Source organism: Actinophytocola glycyrrhizae (assembly GCF_042653545.1).
In the GTDB taxonomy this organism is placed as follows: Bacteria; Actinomycetota; Actinomycetes; order Mycobacteriales; family Pseudonocardiaceae; genus Actinophytocola; species Actinophytocola glycyrrhizae.
Genome location: NZ_JBHSIS010000022.1, coordinates 448,492 through 475,091 on the forward strand (window position 1 = coordinate 448,492; position 26,600 = coordinate 475,091).

The 26,600-nt window shown below is 71.0% G+C and carries 25 protein-coding genes; 13 read left to right on the top strand and 12 right to left on the bottom strand.

All coding sequences use genetic code 11. The annotated features are described in order from the left end of the window. The gene (locus ACFPCV_RS33150; protein WP_378060834.1) at positions 1-552 is read left to right on the top strand and encodes a hypothetical protein; all 552 of its coding nucleotides are present in this window, start codon (positions 1-3) and stop codon (positions 550-552) included. 1 nt (position 553) lies between these two features. On the opposite strand, the gene ACFPCV_RS33155 is transcribed toward ACFPCV_RS33150, so the two are convergent. Continuing rightward, positions 554-1,594 (bottom strand): WD40/YVTN/BNR-like repeat-containing protein, encoded by a 1,041-nt coding sequence (locus ACFPCV_RS33155; RefSeq protein ID WP_378060836.1) that lies wholly within the window; start codon positions 1,592-1,594, stop codon positions 554-556. Between the two features lie 99 nt (positions 1,595-1,693). On the opposite strand from ACFPCV_RS33155, the gene ACFPCV_RS33160 reads away from it, so the two are divergent. Continuing rightward, positions 1,694-2,188 (top strand): PH domain-containing protein, encoded by a 495-nt coding sequence (locus ACFPCV_RS33160; protein ID WP_378060838.1) that lies wholly within the window; start codon positions 1,694-1,696, stop codon positions 2,186-2,188. Next, a complete protein-coding gene (locus ACFPCV_RS33165; protein WP_378060840.1) occupies positions 2,185-3,684 on the top strand; it encodes a PH domain-containing protein in 1,500 nt (499 codons plus the stop codon). The genes ACFPCV_RS33160 and ACFPCV_RS33165 overlap by 4 nt, the downstream gene beginning before the upstream one ends. On the opposite strand, the gene ACFPCV_RS33170 is transcribed toward ACFPCV_RS33165, so the two are convergent. Both ACFPCV_RS33170 and ACFPCV_RS33175 read right to left on the bottom strand, forming a co-directional pair. Next, positions 3,656-3,907, bottom strand: coding sequence for a RidA family protein (locus tag ACFPCV_RS33170; RefSeq protein ID WP_378060842.1), 252 nt, complete (start codon positions 3,905-3,907; stop codon positions 3,656-3,658). The genes ACFPCV_RS33165 and ACFPCV_RS33170 overlap by 29 nt on opposite strands. A 149-nt stretch (positions 3,908-4,056) precedes the next feature. After that, positions 4,057-4,845, bottom strand: coding sequence for an rRNA adenine N(6)-methyltransferase family protein (locus tag ACFPCV_RS33175; protein ID WP_378060844.1), 789 nt, complete (start codon positions 4,843-4,845; stop codon positions 4,057-4,059). Positions 4,846-5,018: 173 nt separating this feature from the next. On the opposite strand from ACFPCV_RS33175, the gene ACFPCV_RS33180 reads away from it, so the two are divergent. From ACFPCV_RS33180 to ACFPCV_RS33205, 6 genes are all read left to right on the top strand, one after another. Continuing rightward, the gene (locus tag ACFPCV_RS33180) at positions 5,019-6,038 is read left to right on the top strand and encodes an NAD(P)/FAD-dependent oxidoreductase (protein WP_378060845.1); all 1,020 of its coding nucleotides are present in this window, start codon (positions 5,019-5,021) and stop codon (positions 6,036-6,038) included. Between the two features lie 42 nt (positions 6,039-6,080). Continuing rightward, positions 6,081-7,454, top strand: coding sequence for an FAD-binding oxidoreductase (locus ACFPCV_RS33185; protein WP_378060847.1), 1,374 nt, complete (start codon positions 6,081-6,083; stop codon positions 7,452-7,454). Positions 7,455-7,463: 9 nt separating this feature from the next. Next, on the top strand, positions 7,464-9,017 hold the full coding sequence (locus ACFPCV_RS33190) for an acetolactate synthase large subunit (RefSeq protein WP_378060849.1): 1,554 nt from the start codon (positions 7,464-7,466) through the stop codon (positions 9,015-9,017). A 34-nt stretch (positions 9,018-9,051) separates the two neighbouring features. Then, the gene (locus ACFPCV_RS33195) at positions 9,052-9,354 is read left to right on the top strand and encodes an NAD(P) transhydrogenase subunit alpha part 2 (RefSeq protein ID WP_378060851.1); all 303 of its coding nucleotides are present in this window, start codon (positions 9,052-9,054) and stop codon (positions 9,352-9,354) included. Then, positions 9,351-10,736, top strand: coding sequence for an NAD(P)(+) transhydrogenase (Re/Si-specific) subunit beta (locus ACFPCV_RS33200; RefSeq protein WP_378060853.1), 1,386 nt, complete (start codon positions 9,351-9,353; stop codon positions 10,734-10,736). Before ACFPCV_RS33195 ends, ACFPCV_RS33200 begins: the two co-directional genes overlap by 4 nt. Positions 10,737-10,955: 219 nt before the next feature. After that, entirely contained in the window at positions 10,956-11,831 is an 876-nt protein-coding gene (locus ACFPCV_RS33205) for an oxygenase MpaB family protein (RefSeq protein WP_378060855.1), read from the top strand. Between the two features lie 335 nt (positions 11,832-12,166). Here the strand turns inward: ACFPCV_RS33205 and ACFPCV_RS33210 are convergent, their stop codons facing one another. Further along, the gene (locus ACFPCV_RS33210; RefSeq protein ID WP_378060857.1) at positions 12,167-12,529 is read right to left on the bottom strand and encodes a histone-like nucleoid-structuring protein Lsr2; all 363 of its coding nucleotides are present in this window, start codon (positions 12,527-12,529) and stop codon (positions 12,167-12,169) included. An 86-nt stretch (positions 12,530-12,615) separates the two neighbouring features. Here ACFPCV_RS33210 and ACFPCV_RS33215 point away from each other — a divergent pair, with 86 nt between their 5' ends. Continuing rightward, complete coding sequence (locus tag ACFPCV_RS33215; protein WP_378060858.1) at positions 12,616-13,572, top strand: pyridoxal-phosphate dependent enzyme; 957 nt, start codon at positions 12,616-12,618, stop codon at positions 13,570-13,572. On the opposite strand, the gene ACFPCV_RS33220 is transcribed toward ACFPCV_RS33215, so the two are convergent. Beyond that, positions 13,562-14,851 (bottom strand): hypothetical protein, encoded by a 1,290-nt coding sequence (locus tag ACFPCV_RS33220; protein ID WP_378060859.1) that lies wholly within the window; start codon positions 14,849-14,851, stop codon positions 13,562-13,564. The genes ACFPCV_RS33215 and ACFPCV_RS33220 overlap by 11 nt on opposite strands. 185 nt (positions 14,852-15,036) lie before the next feature. Here ACFPCV_RS33220 and ACFPCV_RS33225 point away from each other — a divergent pair, with 185 nt between their 5' ends. Both ACFPCV_RS33225 and ACFPCV_RS33230 read left to right on the top strand, forming a co-directional pair. Next, the gene (locus ACFPCV_RS33225) at positions 15,037-15,528 is read left to right on the top strand and encodes a DUF3145 domain-containing protein (protein WP_378060861.1); all 492 of its coding nucleotides are present in this window, start codon (positions 15,037-15,039) and stop codon (positions 15,526-15,528) included. 19 nt (positions 15,529-15,547) lie between these two features. After that, positions 15,548-16,135 (top strand): hypothetical protein, encoded by a 588-nt coding sequence (locus tag ACFPCV_RS33230; RefSeq protein WP_378060862.1) that lies wholly within the window; start codon positions 15,548-15,550, stop codon positions 16,133-16,135. A 10-nt stretch (positions 16,136-16,145) separates the two neighbouring features. Here the strand turns inward: ACFPCV_RS33230 and ACFPCV_RS33235 are convergent, their stop codons facing one another. The 7 genes from ACFPCV_RS33235 to aceE all read right to left on the bottom strand — a co-directional run bounded on the left by ACFPCV_RS33235 (position 16,146) and on the right by aceE (position 25,925). Continuing rightward, on the bottom strand, positions 16,146-17,081 hold the full coding sequence (locus tag ACFPCV_RS33235; RefSeq protein WP_378060863.1) for a peptidoglycan-binding protein: 936 nt from the start codon (positions 17,079-17,081) through the stop codon (positions 16,146-16,148). A gap of 135 nt (positions 17,082-17,216) precedes the next feature. Then, on the bottom strand, positions 17,217-18,464 hold the full coding sequence (locus tag ACFPCV_RS33240) for a beta-ketoacyl-[acyl-carrier-protein] synthase family protein (protein WP_378060864.1): 1,248 nt from the start codon (positions 18,462-18,464) through the stop codon (positions 17,217-17,219). Between the two features lie 42 nt (positions 18,465-18,506). Then, positions 18,507-18,758 (bottom strand): acyl carrier protein, encoded by a 252-nt coding sequence (locus ACFPCV_RS33245; RefSeq protein ID WP_378060865.1) that lies wholly within the window; start codon positions 18,756-18,758, stop codon positions 18,507-18,509. Positions 18,759-18,844: 86 nt separating this feature from the next. Beyond that, the gene (locus ACFPCV_RS33250; RefSeq protein WP_378060866.1) at positions 18,845-19,819 is read right to left on the bottom strand and encodes a beta-ketoacyl-ACP synthase III; all 975 of its coding nucleotides are present in this window, start codon (positions 19,817-19,819) and stop codon (positions 18,845-18,847) included. A gap of 8 nt (positions 19,820-19,827) precedes the next feature. Next, entirely contained in the window at positions 19,828-20,757 is a 930-nt protein-coding gene (locus ACFPCV_RS33255; RefSeq protein ID WP_378060867.1) for an ACP S-malonyltransferase, read from the bottom strand. 132 nt (positions 20,758-20,889) lie between these two features. Continuing rightward, positions 20,890-22,056: a PucR family transcriptional regulator gene (locus ACFPCV_RS33260; RefSeq protein ID WP_378060869.1), complete on the bottom strand. Its 1,167-nt coding sequence runs from the start codon at positions 22,054-22,056 to the stop codon at positions 20,890-20,892. Positions 22,057-23,126: 1,070 nt separating this feature from the next. Then, positions 23,127-25,925, bottom strand: coding sequence for a pyruvate dehydrogenase (acetyl-transferring), homodimeric type (gene aceE / locus ACFPCV_RS33265; protein ID WP_378060870.1), 2,799 nt, complete (start codon positions 25,923-25,925; stop codon positions 23,127-23,129). A 204-nt stretch (positions 25,926-26,129) separates the two neighbouring features. Between aceE and ACFPCV_RS33270 the strand changes: the two genes are divergently transcribed. Next, a complete protein-coding gene (locus ACFPCV_RS33270) occupies positions 26,130-26,561 on the top strand; it encodes a DUF3052 domain-containing protein (RefSeq protein ID WP_378060872.1) in 432 nt (143 codons plus the stop codon). The last annotated feature ends 39 nt before the right edge of the window (positions 26,562-26,600 follow it).

The following is a 26,600-nucleotide window of genomic DNA, read 5'->3' on the forward strand; positions in this document are numbered from 1 at the left end:
ATGAGCGAGAAGACCGCGGAGGACCAGGTCAGGGAGTTGCGGCGCCAGGTGCAGGTGCTGGGTGACCGGGTCGGCAGACTGGAGATCGGTCTGTTCCGCGCGGTGGTGACCGTCGGCTCGGTGGCGCTGGTGCTGGGCTTCTTCCTGCCGTTCCTCTCGGCGACCGAGAAGGCGCGCGGGGACGACGACGAGTCGGTCGCGCTGCTCCCGACGGTGTTCGGCATCAGCGAAGCCGGTGGCGGACCGTTCGAGGAGGAGGCGGTGATGGCCGCCGTGGTCGTCGGCGTGTTCGCCCTCGCCATCCTGGTCGCGTTGATCGCGCTGCTGCGGTTGTTCGCGGACGCGGTCGGCACCGGGCCGGTGCGGTTCGCCAGGGTCTGCGGCATCGTCCTGCTGGTGGCGTGCGCGCTCGGCTGGCTGCTGGTGTTCGCCCTCGCCGGGCACTTTGACGGGCGGGTCAGCGCGTTCTCCCCGGCGACCCTCTGCTTCACCGTCGGCGGCGGCGCCATGCTGGCCGCCGCCGCCCTCCACCCCACCGACTGGCGCGACTGACTCAGCCCAGCGTCAGCGCACCCACGGCGCCACGCGCACCCGACGCCCAGCAGGCGCCGTCGCGGGTGCAGTCGACCGAGTCGAAGCTGCCGTCGTGGAACTGGCGCCAGTTGCGGCCGCCGTCGAGCGACACGTCGCTGCCGGTCGGGCCGACCGCGAACAGGACCGTCGGCAGGAACGGGTGGTACGCGACCGCCGACCGGTAACCCGCCGGTGCGGTCACCGGCTCCCGCCACGTGGCGCCGCCGTCGTGGCTCAGTGCCAGCGCGTCCGCGCCGTTCGCGGGGGTCGCGAAGTCGCCGCCGATCGCGATGCCGGTGCGCGGGCTGCGGAACGCCACGGCGAACACCCCGGCGCTCTCGCTGCTCGCGAGCGGGGTCTGCGCGGCGGTCCACGTGCGGCCGCGGTCACCGGTGTGCAGCACCCGCGCGACCGTCGAGCCACCGGTCGCGATCCAGGCGTCCTTGCGCCCGGCCACGGTCACGCACTGGCCGCTCGCCGAGAACTGGTACTCGCCGGCCAGCGCGGGCGGCAGCCCGGTCACCCGCTCCCACGTGCGGCCACCGTCCGAAGTGGCCAGCACGCGGAACTCGCCCGCCACCGGGTCGCCGACCGCCAGCCCGTTGCGGGAGTCCCAGAACGCCAGGCAGTTGTAGAACGCGGTGGGCTCGGTGTTGCGGAACGTCTCCGTCCACGTGCGACCGGCGTCGGTCGTGCGGTAGATCCGCGACGACTCGCCCTCGCCGATCGACAGCGCCACCGCGGTGTTCGCGTCGAACGCCTCGATGTCGCGGAAGTCGAGTGCCGCGGTGTCCGGTGGCCCCACCTGCTGCCAGGTGCGGCCGGCGTCGACCGTTCTGAGCACGGTGCCCCTGGTGCCGGACACCCACGCGACGTGCCGGCTCACCGCGGACAGCCCCCGGAACTGGGCGTCCGTGCCGGTCGGCAGCGACCGCCACGTCAGCGCGGTCGCGCCGGCGGTGGCCGGGACGGTGAGGAGTGTGGCCAGGACCAGCAGGGAGATCATCAGCGCACGCTTCATGCCCGGGAACCTAGCGGCGAATGTCCACCGAGGGAATGACACGGCACGGGTCTTCGGGTCGACGTGGGCGCATCGTCGGGGTCAGTACCGTGACGTCCCATGGAGGAACAGGTGCGGTTGCGTCCGCCTGCGAACAGGGTCGACCCGCGGGCAGTGCGGTACTGGATGACGGGGGAGGCGATCACCAACGGGGTGGTCGCGCTGGTGCTGGGTGTGCTGGCCTTCCTCATCCCGCCCGCCCGACCGTGGTTGCTCCTCGCGCTGGGGATCGTGCTGGTCATCGGCATCCCGTACATGATCGTCATGCCGATCTGGCGGTACCGGGTGCACCGCTGGGAGATCACCGAGGACGCCGTCTACACCCGCAGCGGCTGGCTGTGGCAGGAGTGGCGGGTCGCGCCGATGTCCCGCATCCAGACCGTCGACACCAAAAGGGGGCCGCTCGAACAGGCGTTCCGGCTCTCGAGCGTGACCGTGACGACCGCGTCGGCCGCGGGCCCGATCACCATCAAGGGCCTGGACCACGAGGTGGCGGCCGAGCTCGCCGACACGCTCACCGAGGTCACGCAGGCCAACAGGGGGGACGCGACGTGATCGCGCCCGAGGACGGCTGGCAGCGGCTGCACCCCCGCACGGTCCAGGTCACCGCGGTGTGGGTGGCCCTGGTCGCGGCGGGCATCGCGGTGCCGTTCGTGCTCGGCTTCGCGGATGCGGCCGGGCTCGGCCTGATGCTGCTGATCGCGGTGGGCGGGGTCGTGCTGGCGTCGGCCGTCGCCGCGGTCATCGACCTGATGCGCTGGCGGCACACCACCTACCGGGTGACCGACGAACGGGTGGAGGTGCGGTACTCCTGGGTGCTGCACACGCACCGGTCGGTGCCGAGGGACCGGGTGCGGACCGTCGACCTGGTCAGCGATCCGGTGCAGCGCGTCTTCGGCGTCGCCAAGCTGAAGATCGGCACCGGCCAGCAGACCTCGGAGACCAGCCACGTGACGCTCGACCCGGTCGGGCGGGCGACGGCCGAGCAACTGCGCAGGGAACTGCTGCGCAGGTCGGACGTGGTGGCCGGGGAGGAAGAGCAGCAGGGCCCCGAGATCGCGAAGCTGGACTGGCGCTGGCTCCGGTACGCGCCGGTGTCGGTGTCCACCCCGATCCTCGGCGCGGCCGCGTTCGGCGCGGTCATGCAGGTCTCGGAGTGGTTCCAGTTGCAGGGCGCGGTGTTCCGGTTCGTCCGCGACCTGTTCGGCGGGCTGTCGGTCATCGGGCTGATCGTGGTGCTGCTGGCCGCCGCGCTCGTGGTCGGGGTGATCGGCTCGCTCCTGTTGTTCGTCGAGATGTGGTACCGCTACTCGCTGCGCAACGAGGGCGACAACCTCCTGATGTCGCGTGGCCTGCTCAGCACCAGGTCGCTCACGCTGGAACGGCGCAGGCTGCGTGGTGTCGAGGTGATCGAGCCGCTCGGGGTGCGCATGCTGGGTGCCGCGCGGGTGGACGTGATCGCGACCGGTATGCGGCAGCAGACCCAGAACGAGAGCGGCGACCCGAAGACGCTGCTGCCTGCCGCGCCGTTCGACGTCGCGCGCCGGGTGGCGGCCGACGTGATCGGCTCGGAGGCCGCGACCGCGACGGCGGTCACCGGCCACCCGCGTGCCGCGCTGTGGCGGCGGCTGCGCTGGGGCCTGTACTGCGTGCTGGCGTTCGTAGCCGTGCTCGCCGGGCTGGGTTTCCTGCTGACCGACGTGCTGCTGCACCTGGCGTGGATCTCGGCCGTCGTGCTCACGCCGGCCGCCGTGTTCCTGGCGCACGAGTCGTACCGCAACCTCGGGCACGGTCTCGCCGAGGAGCACCTCGTGGCCAGGTACGGCATGGGTTCCCGGCGGACCGCGGCGCTGCTGCGGTCCGGGGTGATCGGGTGGACGATCTCCGCCTCGCCGTTCCAGCGCAGGGTTGGCCTCGTCACCGTCAAGGCGACGACCGCGGCGAACAGCGGCGCCTACCCGGTGTACGACGTGGGCATCGACGACGGGCTGCGGTTCGCCGAGGAGGCGGTGCCCGGCCTGCTCACGCCGTTCCTGGAACCACGGCGGTGACGTCGGCCTCGGGGAGCGCGCCCGGCCGGAACAGCCGCGAGACCTCGACGGTCGTGCTGGTCGGGAGCGCGCCGTCGAGGTAGGCCGCGCGCACCTCGCCGTACTCGCGCAGGCGGGACATGTCGGTGAGGTAGGTGCGGATGTCGACCACGGCGGCGAACGTGGCGCCCCGGCCGGTGCCAAGGCGATGGTGGCGTTCCGGCGCGACTTCCCCGGCGTCCAACTGTCCCTTTCGGACGGTCTGACGCGGCGCTGGCCGCGCGGCTGAGAATGGGCGAGCTGGACGTCGCGGTCGTGAACGACGGGCCCGCACTCGACGGCCCGGCCGGGCGGTCGCGCACCGGTTCCTGCCGTACCTGGCGGACAGCGCGGTCACGGCATGCCGCCGGGCGGGATGACGTTCCGGTCCGCCGCAAGCGTTTTCGCCAGCGTCAGCCACGTGTCCGGGGTGATCGCCGCCGCCGGGCGGTCGCCGAGCAGCCGGTGCGTGAGCCGTGGTGCCACGCGCCGCAGCGACCTCCGCGCAGGCGCGGCGGGCCGGTCGTAGACGGTGGACAGCAGCGCCCACAGGATCGCCGACACCCGGCGGTCCACACCGGGCCGGCGGCGCACAGCGAGGTGCGCGGCGTCCACCCTGGGCGCCGGGGTGAAACACCCGGCGGCCACCCGCCGCCGCAGCGTGAACGCGAACCGGCACGACCACCACGCCGCCTCGGCGTCCCGGGGGCACGCGGCGGTCAGCCGTTTCGCCAGCCCCCACTCCACCACCAGCTCCGCCCGCGAGAACCCACTCGACGACGGCGTGAGCAACCGGCGCAGCAGCGGTGTCGTCACCGCGAACGGAATGTTCGCCACCACGGCGAAAGCCCGCCGGGGCAGCCGGACCGTGCGCAGATCGTCATGCACCACCCGCACCTGCGGCCGGTCGCCGAACCGGCGCCGCAGGTCGGCGACGAACCGCGCGTCGCGTTCCACCGCGAGCACCCGCGAACCGGTGCGGGCCAGCGGTTCGGTGATCGCGCCCGGACCGGCGCCGAAGTCGATGACGAGGTCACCCGCGCCCAGCCGGGCGGCGGACACCAGCGCGGTGATCACACGCGGGTCCGACAACAGGTGCACACCGGAAGAAGGCGCGGCGGTACGCCGCGATCGGGAGGACATGAGTGCCTGGCTCCAAGCCGGAGAAAGCGAACAGGGCTGCTTGGAGACAGCGGCGGGCGAACGCCGTCAGGGCAAGGAAAGGGCAACCGCCGCTGTCAGCGACGGCGCAAACGTATCGACGCACTCATACCGCCGACGCTAACGAGCGCGGCAACCGAATTAAGCTCCACGCCATGGTGGACGTCCTGGTCATCGGCGGCGGCATCGCGGGCGTCTCGATCGCCTGCGAGCTGGCGGCAGACGCGCACGTGGTACTCGTGGAGGCAGAACCCGAACTGGCAAGGCACACCACCGGCCGATCCGCTGCCATCTACGTGCCCACCTACGGCGGCCCGGTCGTCCGCGAGTTCACCGCGGCGAGCGAACACCTCTTCGGCGACGGCATCCTCACCCCGCACCCGGCGCTGTGGATCGCGGTCGACGACGACGGTGTCGACCACCTCAAGGAGATCAGCGACGACGGGGGAGCCGAACCGGTCACCGCGCAACAGGCCGTCGAACTGTGCCGTGTCCTGCGCCCACCGCTCGCCGCGGCCGTCGACCGCACCGCGCAGGCCATCGACGTGATGGCGCTCCACGCCAGGTACGTCCGCGTCCTGCGGGAACGCGGCGGCCAGATCCGCACCGCCAGCCCGGTCACCGGACTGCGCCGCGACGGCAGCGGCTGGGTCGCGGGCGACCTGAAGGCCGACGTCGTGGTCGACGCGGCCGGCGCGTGGGCCGACCGGGTCGCCGCCATGGCCGGGGTGCCGCCGATCGGGCTGGTGCCCATGCGGCGCACGATCGCGTTCGTGCCGGCCGAGGCCGACCCGGCGTGGCCCGCGGTCGCCGACGCCGCGGGCAGCTTCTACTTCCGCCAGGAAAGCGGCGGCCTGCTGGTCTCACCCGCCGACGAGACCCCAAGCGAACCCTGCGACGCCAAGCCGGAGGACGTCGACGTCGCGCTGGCACTCGAACGGGTCAACGCCGCCACCACGCTTCGCCTGCGGACCGTGCGCACCGCGTGGGCCGGGCTGCGTTCGTTCGTCGCCGACCGCGAGCCGGTCGTCGGCGCCTGGCCGGACCACCCCGGGTTCGTGTTCTTCGCCGGGCAGGGTGGTTACGGCATTCAGATGGCACCCGCGCTCGCCCGTACGGGTGCCGACATCGTGCTCGGGCGCACCCCACCCTCCGCGATCATGTCGCCGAGGTGACAAGAGAACTAGTGTTGCCCTCACCAAGGCAGGAGGAGTCCAATGGCGGACCTTGCGGCACGGCTCGAGGAGATCGTCGGGCCCGCGCACGTACTCACCGGCGACGCGATCGGCGACGACTACGCGCACGACGAGACGCTGACCGCGACGGCGACCAGGCCGGCGCACGTCGTGCGGCCCGGCAACGCCGAGGAGGTGGCCGCGATCCTCACGCTCGCGGCCGAGACCGGTGTCCCGGTCACCGCCCGCGGCAGCGGCAGCGGCCTGTCCGGCGGCGCGGTCCCGCGCGAGGACGGTCTGCTCGTGTCGTTCGAGCGGATGAACAGGATCCTCGAGATCGACACGGTCAACCACGTCGCGGTGGTGCAGCCGGGGGTGACGCTGACCGAGCTGGAGGCCGCGACCGCCGAGGCCGGCATGGTCTACCCGGTGTACCCGGGCGAGCTGTCGGCGAGCCTGGGCGGCAACGTGTCCACCAACGCGGGCGGCATGCGCGCGGTCAAGTACGGCGTCACCCGCCACCACGTGCTCGGCCTGCAGGCGGTGCTGCCGACCGGCGAGACCATCCGCACCGGCGGCAAGTACGTGAAGGCGTCCACCGGCTACGACCTCACCCAGCTGATCGTCGGTTCCGAGGGCACGCTCGCGCTGGTCACCGAGGCCACGCTGAAGCTGCAGCCCAGGATGACCGAGCAGGCCACGATCCTCGCGCCGTTCCCCGACCTCGCGTCGGTCGCGACCGCGGTGCCGAACGTCGTCGGGTCCGGCATCGGTGCGCTGATCCTCGAGTACATCGACGCGCTGACCATGGGCGCCATCACCTACACCGCCGACCTGCAGCTCGGCATCCCCGAGGAGATCAAGGAGAAGTCGCAGGCCTACCTGGTGGTGATGCTGGAGAACAACTCCGCACAGCGCCTGGAGGAGGACGTCGAGGCGGTCGGCACGCTGCTGTCCGGGCTGGGCGCGCTCGACGTGTACTCGCTGCCGGGCGGCGCCGCCCGCAAGCTCGTCGAGGCCCGCGAGAAGGCGTTCTTCACCGCCAAGGGCGCGGGCGCCGACGACATCATCGACACCGTGCTGCCGCGTGCCGCGCTGCCGGACTTCTTCGCGAAGGTCATGGAGATCGCGCAGGGCAACCAGACGCTGGTGGTCGGCTGCGGGCACGCCGGTGACGGCAACGTGCACCTCGCGGTGTTCCAGAAGGACGCCGAGGTCCGGCACCGGGTGCTGCACGAGCTGTTCGCGGCCGGTATGGGGCTCGGCGGCGCGATCTCGGGTGAGCACGGCATCGGCAGGGAGAAGAAGCGGCACTTCCTCGAGCTCGAGGACCCCGCCAAGATCGAGTTGATGAAGCGGATCAAGCAGGCTTTCGATCCTCGGGGCATCCTGAACCCCGGTGTCCTCTTCGACTAGGAGATACGAATGAACGGCGCCCAGGCGCTCCTGCGGTCCCTCGTCGACGGCGGCGTCGACGTCTGCTTCGCGAACCCCGGCACCTCCGAGATGCATTTCGTCGCCGCGCTCGACGACGTGCCGGAGATGCGGGCGGTGCTGTCGTTGTTCGAGGGCACGGTGACCGGCGCCGCCGACGGGTACGGCCGGATGGCCGACCGGCCTGCCGCGACGCTGCTGCACCTGGGCCCCGGCATGGCGAACGGCCTCGCGAACCTGCACAACGCGCGCCGCGCCCACACCCCGGTCGTCAACGTCATCGGCGACCACGCCCGCTACCACAAGGGATTCGACGCGCCGCTGGAGTCGGACATCGACGCGCTGACCGGCTGGCTGCACGGCTGGTCCCGCACCTCGAAGGCGAGCGCGGAGGTCGGGGCGGACGCGGCCGCCGCGATCGCCGCCGCCATGCAGCCGCCGGGACAGCTCGCGAACCTGGTGCTGCCCGCGGACGTGTCGTGGGCCGACGGCGGCGTGGTCGGTGAGCAGGTGGAGCCGGTCGCCGCGCAGCCGGTGGAGGACGGCCGGGTCGCGGAGATCGCGAAGATCGTGCGGTCGGGGGAGCCGGTCGTGCTGCTGCTCGGCCACGGCACCACCCGCGAGCAGGGCCTCGTCGCCGCGAGCCGGATCGCGGCCGCGACCGGTGTGAAGCTGTTCGCCGAGACGTTCCCGGCCCGCATCGAGCGTGGCGCGGGGCTGCCCGCCATCGAGCGGCTCGGCTACCTGGCCGAGCAGGTGCAGTGGCAGCTGTCGGACGCCAAGCACCTGGTGCTGGTCGGCGCGAAGTCGCCGGTCTCGTTCTTCGCCTACCCCGGCAAGGCCTCCGAGCTGGTGCCCGACGGGTGCCAGGTGCACGTGCTGTCGGTGCTCGGCGAGGACGGCACCGGTGCGCTGGAGAACCTGGCCGACCTGGTCGCGGGCGACGCGCGGCCGGTGCTGCAGGAGGCGTCCCGGCCGGGCCTGCCATCGGGTGCGCTGACGCCGCAGAACTGGACCGAGGTGATCGGCGCGCTGCTGCCGGAGGGCGCGATCGTGTCCGACGAGGCCAACACGTCCGGGCTGATGATCCCCATGACCACGGTGGGCGCGCCCCGCCACGACGTGCTGACGCTGACCGGCGGCGCGATCGGGCAGGGGCTCCCGGTCGCGGTGGGCGCCGCGGTCGCCGCGCCGGACCGGCCGGTCGTGTGCCTGCAGGCCGACGGCAGCGCCATGTACACGGCGTCGGCGCTGTGGACGATGGCCCGCGAGGGTCTCGACGTGACCACGGTCCTGCTGAACAACCACGCGTACGCGATCCTGCGGATGGAGCTGTCCCGCGTCGGCGCGGAGGCGGCGGGCCCGAAGGCACAGCAGCTGCTGGACCTGTCCGGCCCGGATCTCGACTTCGTGTCCATGTCGAACGGCATGGGCGTGCCCGCGACCAGGGCCACCACGGCCGAGGAGCTGGCCGACCAGTTCGCGAAGGCCCTCGCCGAGCCGGGCCCGCACCTGATCGAGGCGATGGTGCCGCCGCTGCTCTGAGGGTGAAACCGGTGTCCTACAAAGGGGTGGGCCAATGCTGGTGCAGAACCTGGCGATCCTGGTGCTGGCGGGGTTCGTCGGCTTCGCGGTGATCTCCAAGGTGCCGAACACGTTGCACACACCGCTGATGTCCGGCACGAACGCGATCCACGGCATCGTCGTGCTCGGCGGTTTCATCGTGCTGGGCCTCGGTGCCGAGGGGGTGCTGAACAAGATCCTGCTGGTGGTGGCGATCGCGTTCGGCACCATCAACGTGGTGGGCGGTTTCCTCGTCACCGACCGCATGCTCGGCATGTTCAAGGGCAGGAACACGGACACGGACCGGGCGCGGAAATGAACGAGACGGTCATCCAGAGCCTCTACATCGTCGCGTTCGCGTTGTTCATCTACGGGCTCATGGGCCTCACCGGGCCGAGGACCGCGGTGCGCGGCAACAAGATCGCCGCGGCGGGCATGGTCGTCGCGGTCGTGGCGACGCTGCTGACCCCCGGGCTGGGCAACTGGTGGCTGATCCTGCTCGGCGTCGCGATCGGCGCCGTGATCGGCGTGCCCGCCGCGCGGCGGGTGAAGATGACCGCGATGCCGCAGATGGTGGCCCTGTTCAACGGTGTCGGCGGCGGCGCGATCGCGTTGATCGCGTGGGTGGAGTTCCGCAGCAGCGGCGGGTTCGCGCACGAGGCCGCGTACGTCACGGTGGCGTCGCTGTTCGCGGCGATCGTCGGGTCGGCGTCGTTCTGGGGTTCGAACGTGGCGTTCGGGAAGCTGCAGGAGATCCTGCCGGGCAGGCCGGTGTCGGTCGGACGGCTGCAGCAGCCGCTGAACCTGCTGGTGCTGCTGCTGTCCGTCGGGTGCGCGGTGGCCGTCGTGGTCGGCGGCACGACCGAGTGGCTGATGGGCGGCCTGCTGGTCTTCTCGTCCGTGCTCGGTCTGCTGGTGGTGCTGCCGATCGGCGGTGCGGACATGCCGGTGGTGATCTCACTGCTGAACGCGGCCACGGGACTTTCCGCGGCCGCCATGGGCCTCGCGCTGGACAACACGGCACTGATCGTCGCGGGCATGATCGTCGGCGCGTCCGGCTCGATCCTCACCAACCTCATGGCGAAGGCGATGAACCGGTCCATCCCGGCGATCGTGGCCGGCGGGTTCGGCGGCGGCACCGCGGTGGCGGCGGCGGGCGACGGCGACCGTTCCGTGCGGCAGACATCGGCGGCGGACGCGGCGATCCAGCTCGCGTTCGCCCGCCAGGTGATCGTCGTGCCGGGGTACGGGCTCGCGGTCGCACAGGCACAGCACGCGGTGCGGCAGCTCGCCGGCACGCTGGAGGACAAGGGCGTGGCCGTGTACTACGCGATCCACCCGGTCGCGGGCCGCATGCCGGGGCACATGAACGTGCTGCTCGCCGAGGCGGACGTGCCCTACGACCGGCTCCGCGAGATGGACCAGATCAACGGCGAGTTCGAACGCACCGACGTGACGCTCGTGATCGGCGCCAACGACGTGACCAACCCGGCCGCGCGCACCGACCCGTCGTCCCCGATCCACGGCATGCCGATCCTCAACGTCGACGAGAGCAAGTCGGTGATCGTGCTGAAGCGGTCGATGAGCCCCGGCTTCGCGGGCATCGACAACGCCCTGTACTACGACCGGAGAACCGCGATGCTGTTCGGCGACGCGAAGTCGTCGGTCACCGACATCACCGAGGAGCTGAAGGCGCTCTAGCTGATTTGGTTCCGTGAAGATCATGTGAAGTACGGCGGACCGGTGCCGTGAATGGGCCGTTCAGGGCGCCCAGCGCCCTGAACGCGCCTTTCAGGGCCGTACCGGAGCCCTGCTTGACTAGCCGGTGGGTAGCCGGGCGAGCAGTTCGTCGGTCGTGACGACCGCACCCAGCTTCGGGAAGACGTACTCGACCGGCGCGGATCGAGGTTCAATGGGCTCATGTCCGCGCAGCCTGACGACGCCGGCCTGTTCGGCCCGGACTCGGTGAGCTGGCAACTGCACGCGGAACCCGCGATGTGGCTCGCCGGGATCCGCAGCCTCTACCTGCAGGCACTGCACCCCCGCGCGGTCGCAGGCATCGTGCAGAACTCCGACTTCCGAGGCGACCCCCTCGGGCGGCTCGTGCGCACCGCCAACTTCGTCGGCGCCACCACCTACTGCCCTCGGGACGAGGTCGAGCGGCAGGCGGCCAAGGTGCGTGCGGTGCACCGGTCGCTGCGCGGCACCCACGATGGCCGCACGTTCCGGATCGACGAGCCGGAGCTGCTGCTGTGGGTGCACTGCGCGGAGGTGTCGTCGTTCCTGACGGTCGTGCGCCGCGCCGGGTTCCCGCTCACCGCCGCACACGCCGACCGTTACCTCGACGAACAACGCCGGTCGGCCGCACTGGTCGGGCTCGACCCCGGCGAGGTGCCCGGCTCGGTGGCCGCGATGCGTGACTACCTGCGGGCCATGCGACCGGTGCTGCGCCGCACCGACGACACGGACGCGATCTACGACTTCCTGCACCGCCCGCCGGTCGGCGGCAGGCTCGCGCTCGGCCTGCCGGCCTACGAGACGCTGGTCGGGCACCTGGCGTACTCACTGCTGCCGGGCTGGGCGGTGACCGTGTACGGCCGCCGCGCCTACCCGCACACGATCAGCACGGCGATGATGAGGACGCTGTCCGAGACGTTGCGCGCGTTGCAGAAAACCGTGCGGACCGTGGTGCGCGAACCACGGCTCGGCCCACTGGTGCCACATCCGGTACTGGCCGCCCGCCGCCTCGGCGACTGGGCCTTCCCATCGGCACGAAAACTGCCCGCTGCTGCCTGATGGTGACCTGGTCAACGACGACGTTCAGCCGCAGACCATCGACGGCTCCCGCCCCGGGACGCCCTAGATGTTTGGTTCCGTGAAGTCGGTGTGAGTGGGCGGTCGGTCGTCGTGTGCTGGTCGGGTCGGTTTCGGTCGGGTGTGCTGGCTGCGATTGGTGCTGTGAAAGGCGCGTTGACGGCGCGGAAATGCCCTGAAAGGCGCGTTCAGGGCGCTGGGCGCCCTGAATGGCCCATTGACGGCACTCGTTGCTGTGAACACGCCCTTCACGGCATCGGCCCTGATGACGGGTCCGTACGCCAAGTCACTTCACATGATCTTCACGAATCAATCGTCTAGTTCTGGTGGGCTTCCTGGAAGCGGATCACCAGGGCCTGGGGTACGCGGCCGCGTTCGGCCACCTGCTCGCCCTGGCTGCGGGCCCACTCGCGCACGGCCTGCGTGTCCGGCTTGCCGTTGCCGTTGCCATTGCTGTTGCTGTTGCCGTTGGTCTTCGGTGCGCCCGCGCTCCGCTGCTTGCGGCCGCCGATGCGGCGGGCGTGGCCGACGAACTCCGCGAGCGTGTTCCGCAGCGCTGCTGCGTGGTCGGCGGACAGGTCGATCTCGAACTCGACCCCGTCGAGCGCGAAGGTCACGGTCTCGTCGGCCTTCCCACCGTCAAGGTCGTCGACCAGTTCGAGAATCGTTCGCTGCGCCACAGGGTCCTCCGAGTCGGTTCTGAATCGAACACCTAGAAGCTTAGCGCGATGTGGCGGCGCGACCCGCGCGGCGGCAGACTCGTCGCGTGGATCTGTCGAGGTTTCCCCGCGTCCCCCTCGGTTCCTGGCCGACTCCGCTCGACCCCTGTCCCCGCCTGAGCGCGGAGCTCGGCGCGACCGTGCTGGTGAAACGGGACGACGTCGGCGGCGTCGGGCTCGGTGGCAACAAGCTGCGGAAGCTGGAGTTCACGCTGGCCGCCGCGCTCGCAGACGGTGCGGAGAAGATCGTCACCTTCGGCGGTGTGCAGACCAACCACGGCAGGCTCACCGCGGCCGCGTGCGCACGCCTCGGGCTGCGGTGCGAACTGGTGCTGACCCGTTCCGTGCCGCGCTCCGGGTTCGCCTACGACCGGTCCGGCAACGTCGCGCTCGACGAGCTGTTCGGCGCGACCGTGCACATGTGCGACACCGACGAGGAGGCGGCACAGGTCGCGGCGGCGCTGGCCGACGACCGGACCGTGACGCTGCCCGTCGGCGGGTCCAGCGGCCTTGGCGTGCTGGGTTACGTGGCCGCCGCGGCCGAGCTGGCCGAGCAATTGGGGGACCGGCGGGCCGACCGGATCGTCTGCGCGCTTGGCAGCGGCGGCACCGTCGCGGGCCTCGCGCTCGGCGGCGGCACACCGATCACCGGGGTCACCGTGTCGCGGAAGGCGGACGCGGCGATGGCGGTGGTCGAGCAGGTCGCGGGCCTCGCCACCGACGTGCTCGGGGAGAAGCGGGCGAAGCTGGACCACGTGACCGCGGACGACAGCGCGCTCGGCGATGGCTACGGCGTGCCGACCGACGAGGTGTGGGCCGCGCTGCGGCTGTTCGCCCGCACCGAGGGCATCGTGCTCGACCCGGTGTACACCGGGAAGGCGGCCGCCGCGCTGGTCGCCGGCGTCCGTCCGGGTGAGACGGTCGTTTTCGTGCACACCGGCGGCGCACCCGGCCTGTACGGGTACGCGCCTGAGCTGGTCGCGGAAGCCAGCGCTAGGCGTTGACCTGGATCTCCAGTGCGCTGGTGGCGATCCTGGTCAGGTCCTCGTCGTCCGTTGTGGACGGCTCGCCGATCCACACGGCCTGCACGAGCTTGAGGCTGTTGCCCTCCCGGCCGCTGGCGAACGCCGCCGACTCGAAGAACGGTTTCGCCTTGCCCGGCCACGGCTCGCCCTCGGTCGACGCGTCGGCGATCGCGCCGCTGCCCGGCTTGTCGGCGACCGCGTTCAGCTCACCGGCCAGCACGGTCTGCGGGAACCGCAGCACGGACACGAGCACCGCGGCCCGCTTGCCGTCCGACGTGGACTCGTAGCGGGCCCGCACCAGCTCCGAGCAGCGGTTGCGTTCCAGCCACACCTGCACGTCGCCGTACGCGTGCGCCGCGCAGTCGGTGTCGGTGATCGTGCCCTTCGGCTCGAACGTGCGGCCGTCGACGGTCACCCCGTTCGTCGCGGTGCGCGTCGACGTGGTGCCGCGCCCCGACTCGTCCGCCGACCCGGACGACGCGACCGCGTACACGATGCCCGTGAGCAGCAGCAACGCCACCAGTACCGCGGCCCCTGCAGGCAGCCAGCGGAGCGGTTTCTGCTTCGCCTTCTGCCGTGGCTCGCCCGCCGGGTGCTGCTGCTGCGCGAGCTGCGCGCGGGGGATCAGAGTGGTGCTGGCGGCGCCGAGTTCCGGGGTCGCGGCACCGGCGAACCCCTCGCCGGCCAGGTCGACCTCCGGCAGGTCCGGCGCGAGGGCCGCGATGATCGCGCGGGCCTGCGCGACCGTGCACGGGCGCTGGTGGACCGCGAGTTCGCGGGCCGCGTTCAGCAGGGTCTTCGGCTCGGGGTGCAGGATCCGCACGCCGCGCAGCAGGTCGGAGGTCGGCTGGTGGACCTGCGACACGTACGGCCCGACCGCGACGACCGTGCCGACCGGCAACGGTTCGGTCCTGGCCGCCTCCAGGACGCGGCTGACGACGCCGACCACGGCCACCGCCTCGGCTGCCGGGTTCACCGCGCCGTCCGGCCTGGTGAGTGGCCAGCCGTCGGTCTTCCACTGCCCGGACAGCGGTGCGTCGAGCCGCACGGCCGGGTCCGGCAGGTCGACACCCACGACGACCAGCACGCCACGCGGCAGCACCACGACCGCGTCGATCACCCGGTCGCTGTCCTTCGGCCGCAGCCCGACCAGGGCGACGCCGCCGACGACCGACTCACCCCGGCCCCAGGACGTGAGTGCCGCGCGCACGTCGGCACCGACGGTCGACGTCTCGTCCCCGATCCGCACCACCCGCATCGCGCACCCCCTGACAGAACGCATTGCGAACCGACCGGCCCGACCGCACAACGGTAGCCAAGGCCCGATAGTGTGGCGTAACTGCCCGTGGTCAGGGCACAATGGACCAGCGTGTGTCATTGAAGGTCGAGCTGTCACGAGGACGTAGGGGAAGACGAATCCTCGTCGAGCAGCGGAGGTCAGCAGTGAGCACTCGTGGCGTTGTGTACGTCCACTCGTCGCCGTCTGCGGTATGTCCGCACGTCGAGTGGGCTATTTCGGGCACCCTTGGTGTGCGCGCGAACCTCCAGTGGACCGCGCAGCCCGAGGCAGCCGGCCAGCTGCGCGCTGAGTGCGGGTGGACCGGCGACCCCGGCACGGGCGCGAAACTCGTCGCCGCCCTCAAGGCCTGGCCCATGCTGCGCTTCGAGGTCACCGAGGAGCCGAGTCCCGGCGTCGACGGTGAACGCTTCTGTTTCGCCCCCACCCTCGGTCTGTGGCGCGCCCGCACCAGCGCCAACGGCGACATCGTCGTCGGCGAGGACCAGTTGCGCGCCATCGCGGGCACCGCCCGTGCGGGTGAGGCGTTCGCCCACCGCGTCGACGAACTGCTCGGCGCGTCGTGGGACGCCGCGCTGGAGCCGTTCCGGCGGGCGGGTGACGGCGCGCCGGTGACCTGGCTGCACCGGGTCGGGTGAACCTGGCAGTCTTGCCGTCGTGTCCACGGGGTCCCCTCGGCAGCTGTGGTTGCTGCCGGTGCTGCTGATCACGGTGATCGCGACCGCCATCGGCGGTCTGCTCGCACGTGACCTCTACAAGGAGCCGCCCGCCGCGCCACCCCCGACCGTCGTGGCGACCGAGCCGGCCCCTGGCCCGCAGGAGGAACAGCCGGGTCCGCCGACGGTGAAGGGGACCGCCGACGCGGTGGCACACCCCCTGTACGGGCAGCTGCAGCGGCTGCTCCAGACGTACTTCGACGCGGTCAACGCCAAGGACTACGCGCAGTGGGCGTCGGTGGTGACCGGCGAGCGGCAGGCCAACCAGCCGGAGCAGAAGTGGCTCGACGAGTACCGGAGCACCACGGACGGCAGCATCGTGATGCACCGGATCGAGGCCCGGGGCGACGGGGCCGCGCGGGTGCTGCTGACGTTCACGAGCACGCAGGACGAAGAGGACGCGCCGCGGGAGCTGCCCCGGCCGTGCATCCACTGGAACGTCGTGTGGGCGTTCGCCGTCGAGGACGGGGAGTGGAAGCTCGCGGCAGGGCCGTCCGCCGCCACCCCCCAGCACGAGGCGTGCGGGTGAGCGCCCGCGGCTACGCGGAGGTGCAGCCCGTCGTCGGCAGGCTCGGCAGGCTCGGCGGCGTCGTCCCGTCGTAGATCGCCAGCAGGAGCGGCTGCGGGCACCGGGCGACGCCGTCCGAGGTCCGGATCTCGATGTGCAGGTGTGGTGCGCCGGAGTTGCCGGTGTTCCCGGTCGTGGCGACCCTGGTGCCCGCGCTCACCGACGCGCCGTCGGCCACCGAACGGGCCGAGAGGTGGCAGTAGACGATCCGGGAGCCGTCCGGCCGCAGCAGGCGCAGGCCGGTCCCGCAGGACGTGCTCTGGTAGTGGTCGGCGACGGCGGGCATGATCGCGTAGGCGGGCACGTAGGACACCATCAGGTCGACCGCGGGGGTGCTGTTCCAGTGCGGGCCCGCGTAGTCCGAGCGCCCGGCCGCCGACCGGTCCAGTGGCAGCGCGTGGCCGCCGGGGGTGCCGCCGCCCCCGCCGGTCAGTGTCTGCCAGGTCCGCGCGCCGACCACGCCGTCCACCGCGAGCCCGTGCGAGCCCTGGAAGGACCGCACCGCGCGGTCGGTGGCCGAACCGAACTGCCCGTCGACGGCGAGACCGGCGCCGTACCGGTTGAGCTGGGTCTGCGCCGCGCGCACCGCATCACCCGAGCTGCCCTGGCGGACCTGGACGACCAGCTTCGGCCAGGTCCGCGGGCCGACCGAGCCGTCCGCGGTGAGGTCGTGTGCGCTCTGGAACGACACCACCGCGGCCTTGGTGGCCGGCCCGAACGCGCCGTCCGCCGCGATGCCGTGGCCGTGGTGGCGGAGCAGGTACTGCACGGTCGTCACGTTCGGACCGCCGTCGCCCTGCCCCACAGTTGGCCAGGCGGGCAGGGCGCTCGCCTGCGGGGCGAGCAGGAGCGTCGTGGCCAGCACGGCCACCAGCATCGTCAGGAACCGGGACACCCGCATCGGCATGGCCTTTCGAGCAGGGACGAACGGTCGGAAAACACTAACCAGTCGTCGGCCGCGGGCGTACCGGCAAAGGCAGGAATGTCACAAAGGGGCCCTTCCGGACGCGGACCGTCCGGAAGGGCCCCTTCGGAGCACGTGTCAGGCGGCCGTGAAGACCAGTGCCACGTTGTGGCCGCCGAAGCCGAACGAGTCGTTCATCGCGGCGGTCAGTTCCAGTTTGCGGGCCTCGCCCGCGACCACGTCCAGCTCGACCTTCGGGTCCTGGTTCTCCAGGTTCCTGGTGGCCGGGATGATCCCGTGGTAGATCGACAGCAGGGTCACGATGCTCTCGACCGCGCCCGCGCCGCCGACCAGGTGGCCGAACGAGCTCTTCGGGGCCGTGAGCACCGCGTGGTCGCCGACTGCCTTCCTGATCGCGACCGCCTCGCCGATGTCGCCGACGACCGTCGACGTGGCGTGGGCGTTGACGTGGCCGATGTCGGCCGGCGTGAGGCCCGCCTGCCGGATCGCCTGCGTCATCGCGTTGATCTGGCCGATGCCCTCCGGGTGGTTACCCGTGATGTGGTAGGCGTCGGACGTGATGCCGGTGCCCGCGAGCTTGCCGTACACCCGCGCGCCCCGGGCCCTGGCGTGCTCGGCCGACTCCAGCACCAGCACCCCGGCGCCCTCACCGAGGATGAAGCCGTCGCGGTCGACATCGAACGGACGGGACGCGCGCTCCGGCTCGTCGTTGCGCAGCGAGAGGGTGCGGGACTGCGCGAAGCCGGCCACCGTGATCGGGTGGATGCACGCCTCCGCGCCGCCCGCGACCACCACGTCCGCGCGACCTGTCTGGATCATCTGGTACGCCTGGGCAAGGCCCTCGGCACCGGAGGCGCAGGCCGACGCCGGGGAGTGCACCCCGGCCCGTGCCCGCAACTCGATGCTGACCAGTGCCGCCGGGCCGTTGGGCATGAGCATCGGCACGGTCAGCGGTGACACCTTGCGCAGGCCGTGCTGTTCGAGCAGGTCGTCCTGGTCGAGCAGCGTGACCGGACCGCCGATGCCCGTGCCGATCGCGACCCCGAGCCGGTCGGGGTCGACCGGCTCGTGCTCGTCGGAGGGCAGGTCGTAGCCCGCGTCGGCCCACGCCTGCCTGGCCGCGATCACCGCGATCTGCTCGCAGCGGTCCATCCTGCGCAGTTGCACCCTTGGCAGGACCTCGGACGGCTCGACGGCCAGGGGGGCCATGAGCCGGGACGGCAGGTCGTACTTCTCCGCCCACTCGGTGTCGTTGGTCCTGATTCCGTTGCGGCCGGCGATCAGCCCGTCCCAAGTGGACGCGACGTCACCGCCGAGCGGAGTGGTCGCTCCGATGCCGGTGACGACGACTTCGACCGTGCTCATGGCGTCTCCGTGATCCTTGTCAGGGTGTGCTCGGTGGAACCGTCAGGCGTTCTTCGAGACGTACGCCACCGCGTCGCCGACGGTCTTCAGGTTCGCGAGCTCCGCGTCCGGGATCTTGACCTCGAACCGGTCCTCGGCCTGCACGGCGATCTCCACCATCGACAGCGAGTCGATGTCCAGGTCGTCCACGAAGGACTTCTCGGCGGTGACCTCGTCGGCCTCCACGCCGGCGACCTCTTCGACGATCTCGGCGAGGCCGGCCAGGATCTCCTCGTCGGTGGGCTTCTCTGCCATGCTTCTTCTCTCCTTTGTTGACCCGGACCGGTCGGCCCGGAAGTGTGTGCCCGTTCGGGTCGCGTCGCTTCCCCGAAGCGCGGTGGTCACGGGCAGACGACGACCTGGCCCGCGTAGGACAGGCCCGCGCCGAACCCGATGAGCAGCGCCACGTCACCGGAGTTGATCCGGCCTGCGGCCCGCATGTGGTCCATCGCCATCGGGATGGAGGCCGAGGAGGTGTTGCCGGAGGTCACGATGTCGTCGGCGACGACCATGTCCTCCCGCGCGCCCTCCTTCCGCAGCTTCTTCGCGATCGCCTCGACGATCCGCAGGTTGGCCTGGTGGGGGATCAGCACGTCCACGTCCGATGGCTTCAGCCCGGCCAGCTCCAGCGCCCGCATCGCGATCGGCGCGATCTTCGTGGTGGCCCAGCGGAACACCGCCTGGCCCTCCTGGTAGATGAACTGCCGCTCGGTCATGCCGATCATCTCGACGAGGTCGCCCGCGGTGCCCCAGGCCACCGGGCCGATGCCCGGCTCGTCGGCGGGACCGATCACGGCGGCGCCCGCGCCGTCGGCGAAGATGATCGCGGTGGACCGGTCGACCGGGTCGACCACGTCGGTCAGCTTCTCCGAGCCGATCACCAGCGTCCGCTTCGACGAACCGGAACGGACCAGGTCGGAGCCGATACCGAGGGCGTAGCAGAAGCCCGCGCACGCGGCGTTGAGGTCGAACCCGCCTGCCGCCTTGACGCCGATGAGGTCGGCGACCTGCGCCGCGGCGTTGGGGATCGGTGCGGTGGCCGTGCAGTTCGCGACGATCACCGTGTCGATGTCGGACGGTGAGAGCCCGGCACCGGCGATGGCCTTGGCGCCTGCCTCGACGGCCATGCTGACGACGGTGTCCTTCTCCCCGCCGAAGCGCCGCTCGGTGATGCCGACGCGCTCACGGATCCAGCCGTCGTCGGTGTCCATGATCTTCGACAGGTCGTCGTTGGTGACGACGTTCTCCGGCTGGGCGCTGCCGAGGCCGAGGATGCGGGTACCGGGGACGCCGGTGGCGATCCGCAGTGCGGTCATGGTGGAGGTCACTCCTCGTCGGCGGTGGTGATGGCGGCGGCCACCTTCGCCAGGTCGTCCGGGGTCTTGAGCGCGGCGGTGGTGGTACCGGCGAGCTCGCGCCTGGCGAGCCCGGTCAGCGCCCCGGCGGGTGGCAGCTCGGCGGTGGCGTGCACACCCAGCTCCTTCATGGTGGCCATACAGAGGTCCCATCGGACCGGAAGCGTGACCTGGTTCACGAGCCGTTCGAGCACGTCGGCGCCGTGGGTGACGCGTGCGCCGTCGGCGTTGGACAGCAGCGTGCGCGACGGGTCGCTGACCGTCACGGTCTTGGCCATGGCCAGGAGCGCTTGCTGCGCGGGCGCCATGTAGCCGGTGTGGAAGGCGCCTGCCACCTTGAGCTTGATGACCTTCCGGACGAAGTCGGGCTTCTCGGCGGCGATCGCGTCGATCCCCTCGACGGGCCCGGCCGCGACGATCTGCCCGGCCCCGTTCATGTTGGCCGCGGTGAGGTCGTGCCCGGCCAGCCAGGCGACGACGTCGTCGGGCTCCCCGCCCATGACCGCCGCCATCCCGGTCGGCGCGAAGTCACACGCGGCGGCCATCTCCCGCCCGCGCACCGCGGCGAGCGCGACGGCGTCGTCCGGGGTCAGGACCCCGGCCACGGCCGCGGCGGCCAGCTCACCGACGGAGTGCCCGGCGACCACCACGTCGTCGGGCAGTGTGAGCCGGTTGCCGAGCACCTCGAACGCGAGCAGTGACGCGGCCACGACCAGCGGCTGCGTGACGGCCGTGTCCTTGATGGCGTCGGCGTCCGCGACGGTGCCGAGCTCGACGAGGTCCAGTTCGGCGAGCTCGGACCACGCGGTGAGCCGCTCACGGGTGCCGTCCACCTCGAGCCAGGGAGAAAGCATGCCGGGTGACTGGGACCCCTGACCGGGGGCGAGTATCGCGAGCACATACTCAAGGGAACACGCTGAACGTGGCAGGAGGGCATGTCGACACTGACCAAGTCGAGGCAGCCGCGTTGTAGGAACCCTACAAAAGTTACTCCCGGATGAACGGTAAAGCGGGTTCTGCGTAGTAGGTCACTACCACAGGCCGCGAGACCGGGACAATCTTCCGACGGCAAGTGCGATGCGAAGCACGAGCGCGTCCCGTGGCAGGTTCGCGTTGTGTCCGGTGATTTCGGTCGCCTTCCGCAGCCGGTACCGGACCGTGTTCGGGTGGACGAACAGCAACCTGGCACAGGATTCGAGGACCCCGCCGACCTCCAGGTAGGTCTCGACGGTCTCGAGCAGGGCCCCGCCCGCCACCTCCAGCGGCCGGGCGATCTGGTCGATCAGCTGCCACTCGGCGTCCGGGTCCCCGGCGAGCGCCCGTTCGGGCAGCAGGTCCATGGACCGGACGGGCCGAGGTGCCGTCGGCCACGCGACCACGGCACGCAACCCGGAAAGCGCCTCGACGGAGGACCGGTGCGCGTCGGCGATGTTCCCCACGGTCGGCCCCGCGACGACGGGTCCGTCTCCGAAGGCGGTCGTCATCTTCTCCAGCACCCGGGGTTCGTCGGTGTCCCCGGCGAGGACCACGATGAGCCGGGACCCCTGCACCCCGAGCAGAACCGGCCGGTTGGCCCGCGCGGCCCGGCTGCGCACCTCGTACAGGACGGTGGGCGGGTCGTCGGACGGCGAGTTGCCGACCAGGACGGTCGCGGGCTCGTCGAGGTCCCACCCGAGCGCCGCGGCCCGGGAGAGCAGGGACTCCTCGGCGTCCCCCCGCACGATGGCGTCGACGACGGAGGCTTCGAGCCTGGCGTCCCAGGCTCCCCGGGTCTCCGCGGCGGAGGCGTAGGACATGGCGGAGGTGAAGGCCACCTCACGCCCGTACCGCAGCACGGCTTCGGTGAGCACCTGCCGCTCGGCCACGTCGGCGGCGAGATCGGGGATCTCCTGTTCGATCACGTGCACGGCGACCCGGACCAGCTCGACGGTCTGCCGGAGCGAGATCCACCGCGAGAGGTCCCGGGGAGCCTGCCGGAACGCGTCGGTGGTGAGCCGGATGGCTTCGCCCTGGTCACGAAGGTAGGCAACGAACCCGGCAGCCCCGGTCTGCGCGATGAGCTGCACGGACGCCCGCTGGTCGGCGGGCATCCGTCCGAACCAGGCGAACTGCAGGTCCATGGAGGCGAGCGCGGCGGAGGCCAGCTTCCCGGAAGCACGATCAAGCGCCGCAAGCGTCTCCTGCGACACCTTCACCATGGCAAGAGCCTAGCGATCCTTGTCGCGTCAGCTTTCGGCTCTTGCGGCTGGGTCTGCTGTTCGGCTTGCCTGTCCGATGGGTTGTCCTCGCCGGACGGGTCTTCGGTTGGTGGGTTTGTCCTCGCCGGACGGGCAGGTCTCGGGGGTGGCGGAGGGGTATGTTGGCGGCGGTTGGGTTCGGGTCTGCCTGCCATCCCGTCGACCTCCCAGGGGCTATCACACCGCGTCAAGGGGGCGGTTTTGCTTGGTGCTGGGTCGGGCTTGGGGTGCCCCCTTGACGCGGTGTGATCGGGCTTCGCCAGGTCGACGGGATGGCAGGGAGCCCCTTTGGGGTGGGCTTGCGCCACCGTTGGGATTGCTTGGGGTTGCGGGCCCGCTTCGCGGGCAAGGGCCCCGCTTCGCGGGGGCCGGGCGCGTAGCGCCCGGCTTGGTGCTGTGAAAGGCGCGTTGACGGCGTTGGCAGTGCCGTGAAAGGCGCATTGACGGCACTCGTTAAGCCGTGAATGGGCCGTTCACGGCGTCGGCTCACCCTGTGGGGCCCGTCCGGCGCTGGGCGCCCGACTTCCGCAGTGGTGAGTTAGCCCTCGCTGCGTGGGCGTGCGGCGCCACGCCCTGAAGACGCAGGGGACGGTGGCGATGTCGTGAGAGTGCGAATAGGGACACGGGGCGTCCCTATTCGCACTCTCACGACATCGGTCATGTCCGAAAGCGCCGTTCGGGACATCGGATCCTGCCGTGGACGCGCCTTTGGGGCATGCGCGGCGCAGGACGGCGCGGAACATGGGGGAGCCTGCGGCGGGCGGGCGGGTCCGCCAAAGGCAACCAGGCTGGGTCGGCAACGAACCGCACCGTGGGGGGTGCGGGGGGGCTCGGCCCCCCGGCGGGCACTGAGGCGAAGCCACAGGGAAGGTGGCCAAAGACACCGAACAGCCCCGCCCGGCTTCGCCGGGCGGGGCCTCTCCCCGGTCCCCACCGGTAACTCCACTATGGAGGGTCCGGGGAGTGGGCGCCACCGCTGTCCCCCGATCGTGCGAATGATTCATCACCGCAGGTCAGGGGGTGACCGATAGTCAGGCGACACCTGGGTCGGATGTCTGCGGTCCCGCGGCTGTGATGTCGTCGATCCGGTAGCGCCGTGCTGCCTCCACGACCTTGTTCTGGTCGATCTCACCCGCCTTGGCCAGCGCCGCGAGCACGCCGACGACGATGGACTCGGTGTCGACCAGGAAGTGGCGGCGGGCCGCCGGCCTGGTGTCGGAGAAGCCGAACCCGTCGGTGCCGAGGGTCAGCATCTCGCTGGGGACCCACGGCCGGATGAGGTCGGGCACGGCACGCATCCAGTCGGACACCGCCACCACCGGGCCGTCCGCGTCTTCCAGCACGGAGGTCACGTACGGCTTGCGTGGCTCGGCCTCCGGGTGCAGGAAGTTGTGCCGGTCGATCTCGACGGCGTCGCGGCGCAGTTCCGCCCAGGACGTCGCGGACCACACGTCGGCGTAGACGCCCCATTCCTCGTCGAGTTTTTGCTGTGCGGCCAGTGCCCACGGCATGGCGACGCCCGACACGAGGATGTTGGCCTTCGGGCCGTCGCCCTCCTCGGCCTTCTTGTACCGGTACAGGCCGCGCAGCAGGCCCTCGACGTCGAGATCGTCTGGCTCCGGCGCCTGGACGTACGGCTCGTTGTAGACGGTGAGGTAGTAGTAGACGTCCTCCGCCTGGTCGCCGTACATCCGGCGCAGGCCGTCCTTGACGATGTGCGCCAGCTCGAAGGACCACGCCGCGTCGTACGCGACGACGGCCGGGTTCGTCGCGGCCAGCAGCAGCGAGTGGCCGTCGGCGTGCTGCAGGCCCTCGCCGGTGAGCGTGGTGCGGCCCGCGGTGGCGCCGAGCACGAAGCCGCGTGCCATCTGGTCCGCGGCCGCCCACAGGCCGTCGCCGGTGCGCTGGAAGCCGAACATCGAGTAGAAGATGTAGATCGGGATCATCGGTTCGCCGTGCGTGGCGTAGGACGTGCCAGCCGCGGTGAACGACGCGGTCGACCCGGCCTCGTTGATGCCCTCGTGCAGGATCTGGCCCTGCTCGCTCTCCTTGTAGGAGAGCATGAGCGAGGCGTCCACGGACGTGTACAGCTGTCCCTGGGGGTTGTAGATCTTCTGCGTCGGGAACATCGAGTCCATGCCGAACGTGCGTGCCTCGTCCGGGATGATCGGCACGATGCGGTGCCCGATCTCGGAGTCCTTCGCGAGGTCGCGGACCAGCCGGACGAACGCCATCGTGGTGGCGACCTCCTGCTTGCCCGACCCCCTGCGGACCACGTCGTAGACCTTGTCGCCGGGCAGCACCAGCGTCTTGGCCTTCTTGCGGCGCTCTGGCACGAACCCGCCGAGCTGGCGGCGCCGCTCCAGCAGGTACTGGATCTCCGGCGCGTCCGGGCCGGGGTGGTAGTACGGCGGCAGGTACGGGTCCTTCTCCAGCGCCTCGTCGGAGATCGGGATGTGGATGGAGTCCCGGAACTGCTTCAGGTCGTCCAGGGTCATCTTCTTCATCTGGTGCGTGGCGTTGCGCCCGGCGAAGTGTGACCCGAGGCCGTAGCCCTTGATCGTCTTGGCGAGGATGACCGTCGGCTGGCCGTGGTGCTCGGTGGCCGCCTGGTAGGCCGCGTAGACCTTGCGGTAGTCGTGGCCGCCGCGCTTGAGGTTCCAGATCTCCTGGTCGCTCATCGGCGTGACGAGCTCCTTGGTGCGGGGGTCCCGCCCGAAGAAGTGCTCGCGCACGAACGCGCCGTCGTTGGCCTTGTACGTCTGGTAGTCACCATCCGGGGTGGTGTTCATCAGGTTGATGAGGGCGCCGTCACGGTCCGCGTGCAGCAGCGAGTCCCACTCGCGGCCCCAGATGACCTTGATGACGTTCCAGCCCGCGCCGCGGAAGAACGACTCCAGCTCCTGGATGATCTTGCCGTTGCCGCGGACCGGGCCGTCGAGGCGCTGCAGGTTGCAGTTGATGACGAACGTGAGGTTGTCGAGGCCCTCGTTCGCCGCGACGTGCACGAGGCCGCGGGACTCCGGCTCGTCCATCTCGCCGTCGCCGAGGAAAGCCCACACGTGCTGGTCGGAGGTGTCCTTGATGCCGCGCGCGGTCAGGTAGCGGTTGAACCGCGCCTGGTAGATCGCGTTCATCGGGCCGAGGCCCATCGACACGGTCGGGTACTCCCAGAAGTCCGGCATCAGCCGGGGGTGGGGGTAGGACGGCAGGCCCGCGCCGGGGCCGCCGTGCGAGTACTCCTGCCGGAAGCCGTCGAGCTGGTCGGCGGACAGGCGGCCCTCGAGGAAGGCGCGCGCGTACATGCCGGGCGACGCGTGGCCCTGGAAGAAGACCTGGTCACCGCCACCGGGGTGGTCCTTGCCGCGGAAGAACCAGTTGAAGCCGACCTCGTAGAGCGTCGCGGACGACGCGTAGGTCGAGATGTGGCCGCCGACGCCGACACCGGGCCGCTGCGCACGGTGCACGGTCATCGCCGCGTTCCAGCGGATCCACGCACGGTAACGGCGTTCTGTCTCCTCGTCACCGGGGAACCACGGTTCCTTGTCGGTGGGGATCGAGTTCACGTAGTCGGTGCTGGTCAGCGACGGTACGCCGACCCGGCTCTCGCGGGCACGCTCGAGCAGCCGCAACATCAGGTAGCGCGCACGCTGCTGGCCACCCGACGACAACATCGCGTCGAACGACTCGAGCCACTCGGCGGTCTCGTCCGGATCGATGTCCGGGAGGTGTGCCGCGAGGCCGTCGCGGATGACCCGGACCCGCTCGGGTTGTTTCCTGCTGTTTTCGCTGCTCTGCGTAGCCAAGGGGTCTCCAGTGCCTGCGCTCATGGTGCTAACTCTGCCATCGTCGTCCCATCGGCCGCTCAGGTCATCCTTACCGGCGAGTAGGGGCCCGTTTCGGGATGGTCCGTCCAGGGCAAACCCGGCGTGGGTGGTTGCGCTGTATGGCAAGGTCAGTGTTCGCTGTCCCAATACCAATTCGCGGTAGGTCGCAAGATCGCCGCGGTGGCGTTCGAGGAGGAGTGAGAAGCCGTGGTCGCCGCGGGAGACGCCGGCAAGGCCGGTGTCGCCGAGAGGCTCGGGATCGAGCCGGGCATGGTCGTCCAGGAACTCGGCTGGGACGAGGACGTCGACGACGGCGTCCGCGCCGCCGTCGAGGAACAGATCGGTAGCGATCTGGTGGACGAGGATGCCGATGAGGTCGTGGACGTCGTGCTGCTGTGGTGGCGGGAGGACGACGGTGACCTCGTGGACGCACTCATGGACGCCATGGGTCCCCTCGCCGACAACGGTGTGATCTGGGTCCTCACCCCCAAAACCGGTCGGGACGGGCACGTCGAGCCGAGCGAGATCGCCGAGGCGGTGCCGACGGCGGGACTGGCGCAGACGTCCAGCGTCAGCGTCGGCAGCGACTGGTCGGCGACCAGACTCGTGTCACCCAAGTCGGCGAAGACCAAACGCTGAGCTTCGTTACGCTGTCCTGCGGCACTCACGTATCGGAGG

What these genes read in the sequence shown, in the direction of transcription:
- ACFPCV_RS33150 (WP_378060834.1), top strand. Translation starts at nt 1, where the DNA reads ATGAGCGAGAAGACCGCGGAGGACCAGGTCAGGGAGTTGCGGCGCCAG.
- ACFPCV_RS33155 (WP_378060836.1), bottom strand. Translation starts at nt 1,594, where the DNA reads ATGAAGCGTGCGCTGATGATCTCCCTGCTGGTCCTGGCCACACTCCTC.
- ACFPCV_RS33160 (WP_378060838.1), top strand. Translation starts at nt 1,694, where the DNA reads ATGGAGGAACAGGTGCGGTTGCGTCCGCCTGCGAACAGGGTCGACCCG.
- ACFPCV_RS33175 (WP_378060844.1), bottom strand. Translation starts at nt 4,845, where the DNA reads ATGTCCTCCCGATCGCGGCGTACCGCCGCGCCTTCTTCCGGTGTGCAC.
- ACFPCV_RS33180 (WP_378060845.1), top strand. Translation starts at nt 5,019, where the DNA reads ATGGTGGACGTCCTGGTCATCGGCGGCGGCATCGCGGGCGTCTCGATC.
- ACFPCV_RS33185 (WP_378060847.1), top strand. Translation starts at nt 6,081, where the DNA reads ATGGCGGACCTTGCGGCACGGCTCGAGGAGATCGTCGGGCCCGCGCAC.
- ACFPCV_RS33190 (WP_378060849.1), top strand. Translation starts at nt 7,464, where the DNA reads ATGAACGGCGCCCAGGCGCTCCTGCGGTCCCTCGTCGACGGCGGCGTC.
- ACFPCV_RS33195 (WP_378060851.1), top strand. Translation starts at nt 9,052, where the DNA reads ATGCTGGTGCAGAACCTGGCGATCCTGGTGCTGGCGGGGTTCGTCGGC.
- ACFPCV_RS33200 (WP_378060853.1), top strand. Translation starts at nt 9,351, where the DNA reads ATGAACGAGACGGTCATCCAGAGCCTCTACATCGTCGCGTTCGCGTTG.
- ACFPCV_RS33205 (WP_378060855.1), top strand. Translation starts at nt 10,956, where the DNA reads ATGTCCGCGCAGCCTGACGACGCCGGCCTGTTCGGCCCGGACTCGGTG.
- ACFPCV_RS33220 (WP_378060859.1), bottom strand. Translation starts at nt 14,851, where the DNA reads ATGCGGGTGGTGCGGATCGGGGACGAGACGTCGACCGTCGGTGCCGAC.
- ACFPCV_RS33235 (WP_378060863.1), bottom strand. Translation starts at nt 17,081, where the DNA reads ATGCCGATGCGGGTGTCCCGGTTCCTGACGATGCTGGTGGCCGTGCTG.
- ACFPCV_RS33240 (WP_378060864.1), bottom strand. Translation starts at nt 18,464, where the DNA reads ATGAGCACGGTCGAAGTCGTCGTCACCGGCATCGGAGCGACCACTCCG.
- ACFPCV_RS33245 (WP_378060865.1), bottom strand. Translation starts at nt 18,758, where the DNA reads ATGGCAGAGAAGCCCACCGACGAGGAGATCCTGGCCGGCCTCGCCGAG.
- ACFPCV_RS33250 (WP_378060866.1), bottom strand. Translation starts at nt 19,819, where the DNA reads ATGACCGCACTGCGGATCGCCACCGGCGTCCCCGGTACCCGCATCCTC.
- ACFPCV_RS33260 (WP_378060869.1), bottom strand. Translation starts at nt 22,056, where the DNA reads ATGGTGAAGGTGTCGCAGGAGACGCTTGCGGCGCTTGATCGTGCTTCC.
- aceE (WP_378060870.1), bottom strand. Translation starts at nt 25,925, where the DNA reads ATGAGCGCAGGCACTGGAGACCCCTTGGCTACGCAGAGCAGCGAAAAC.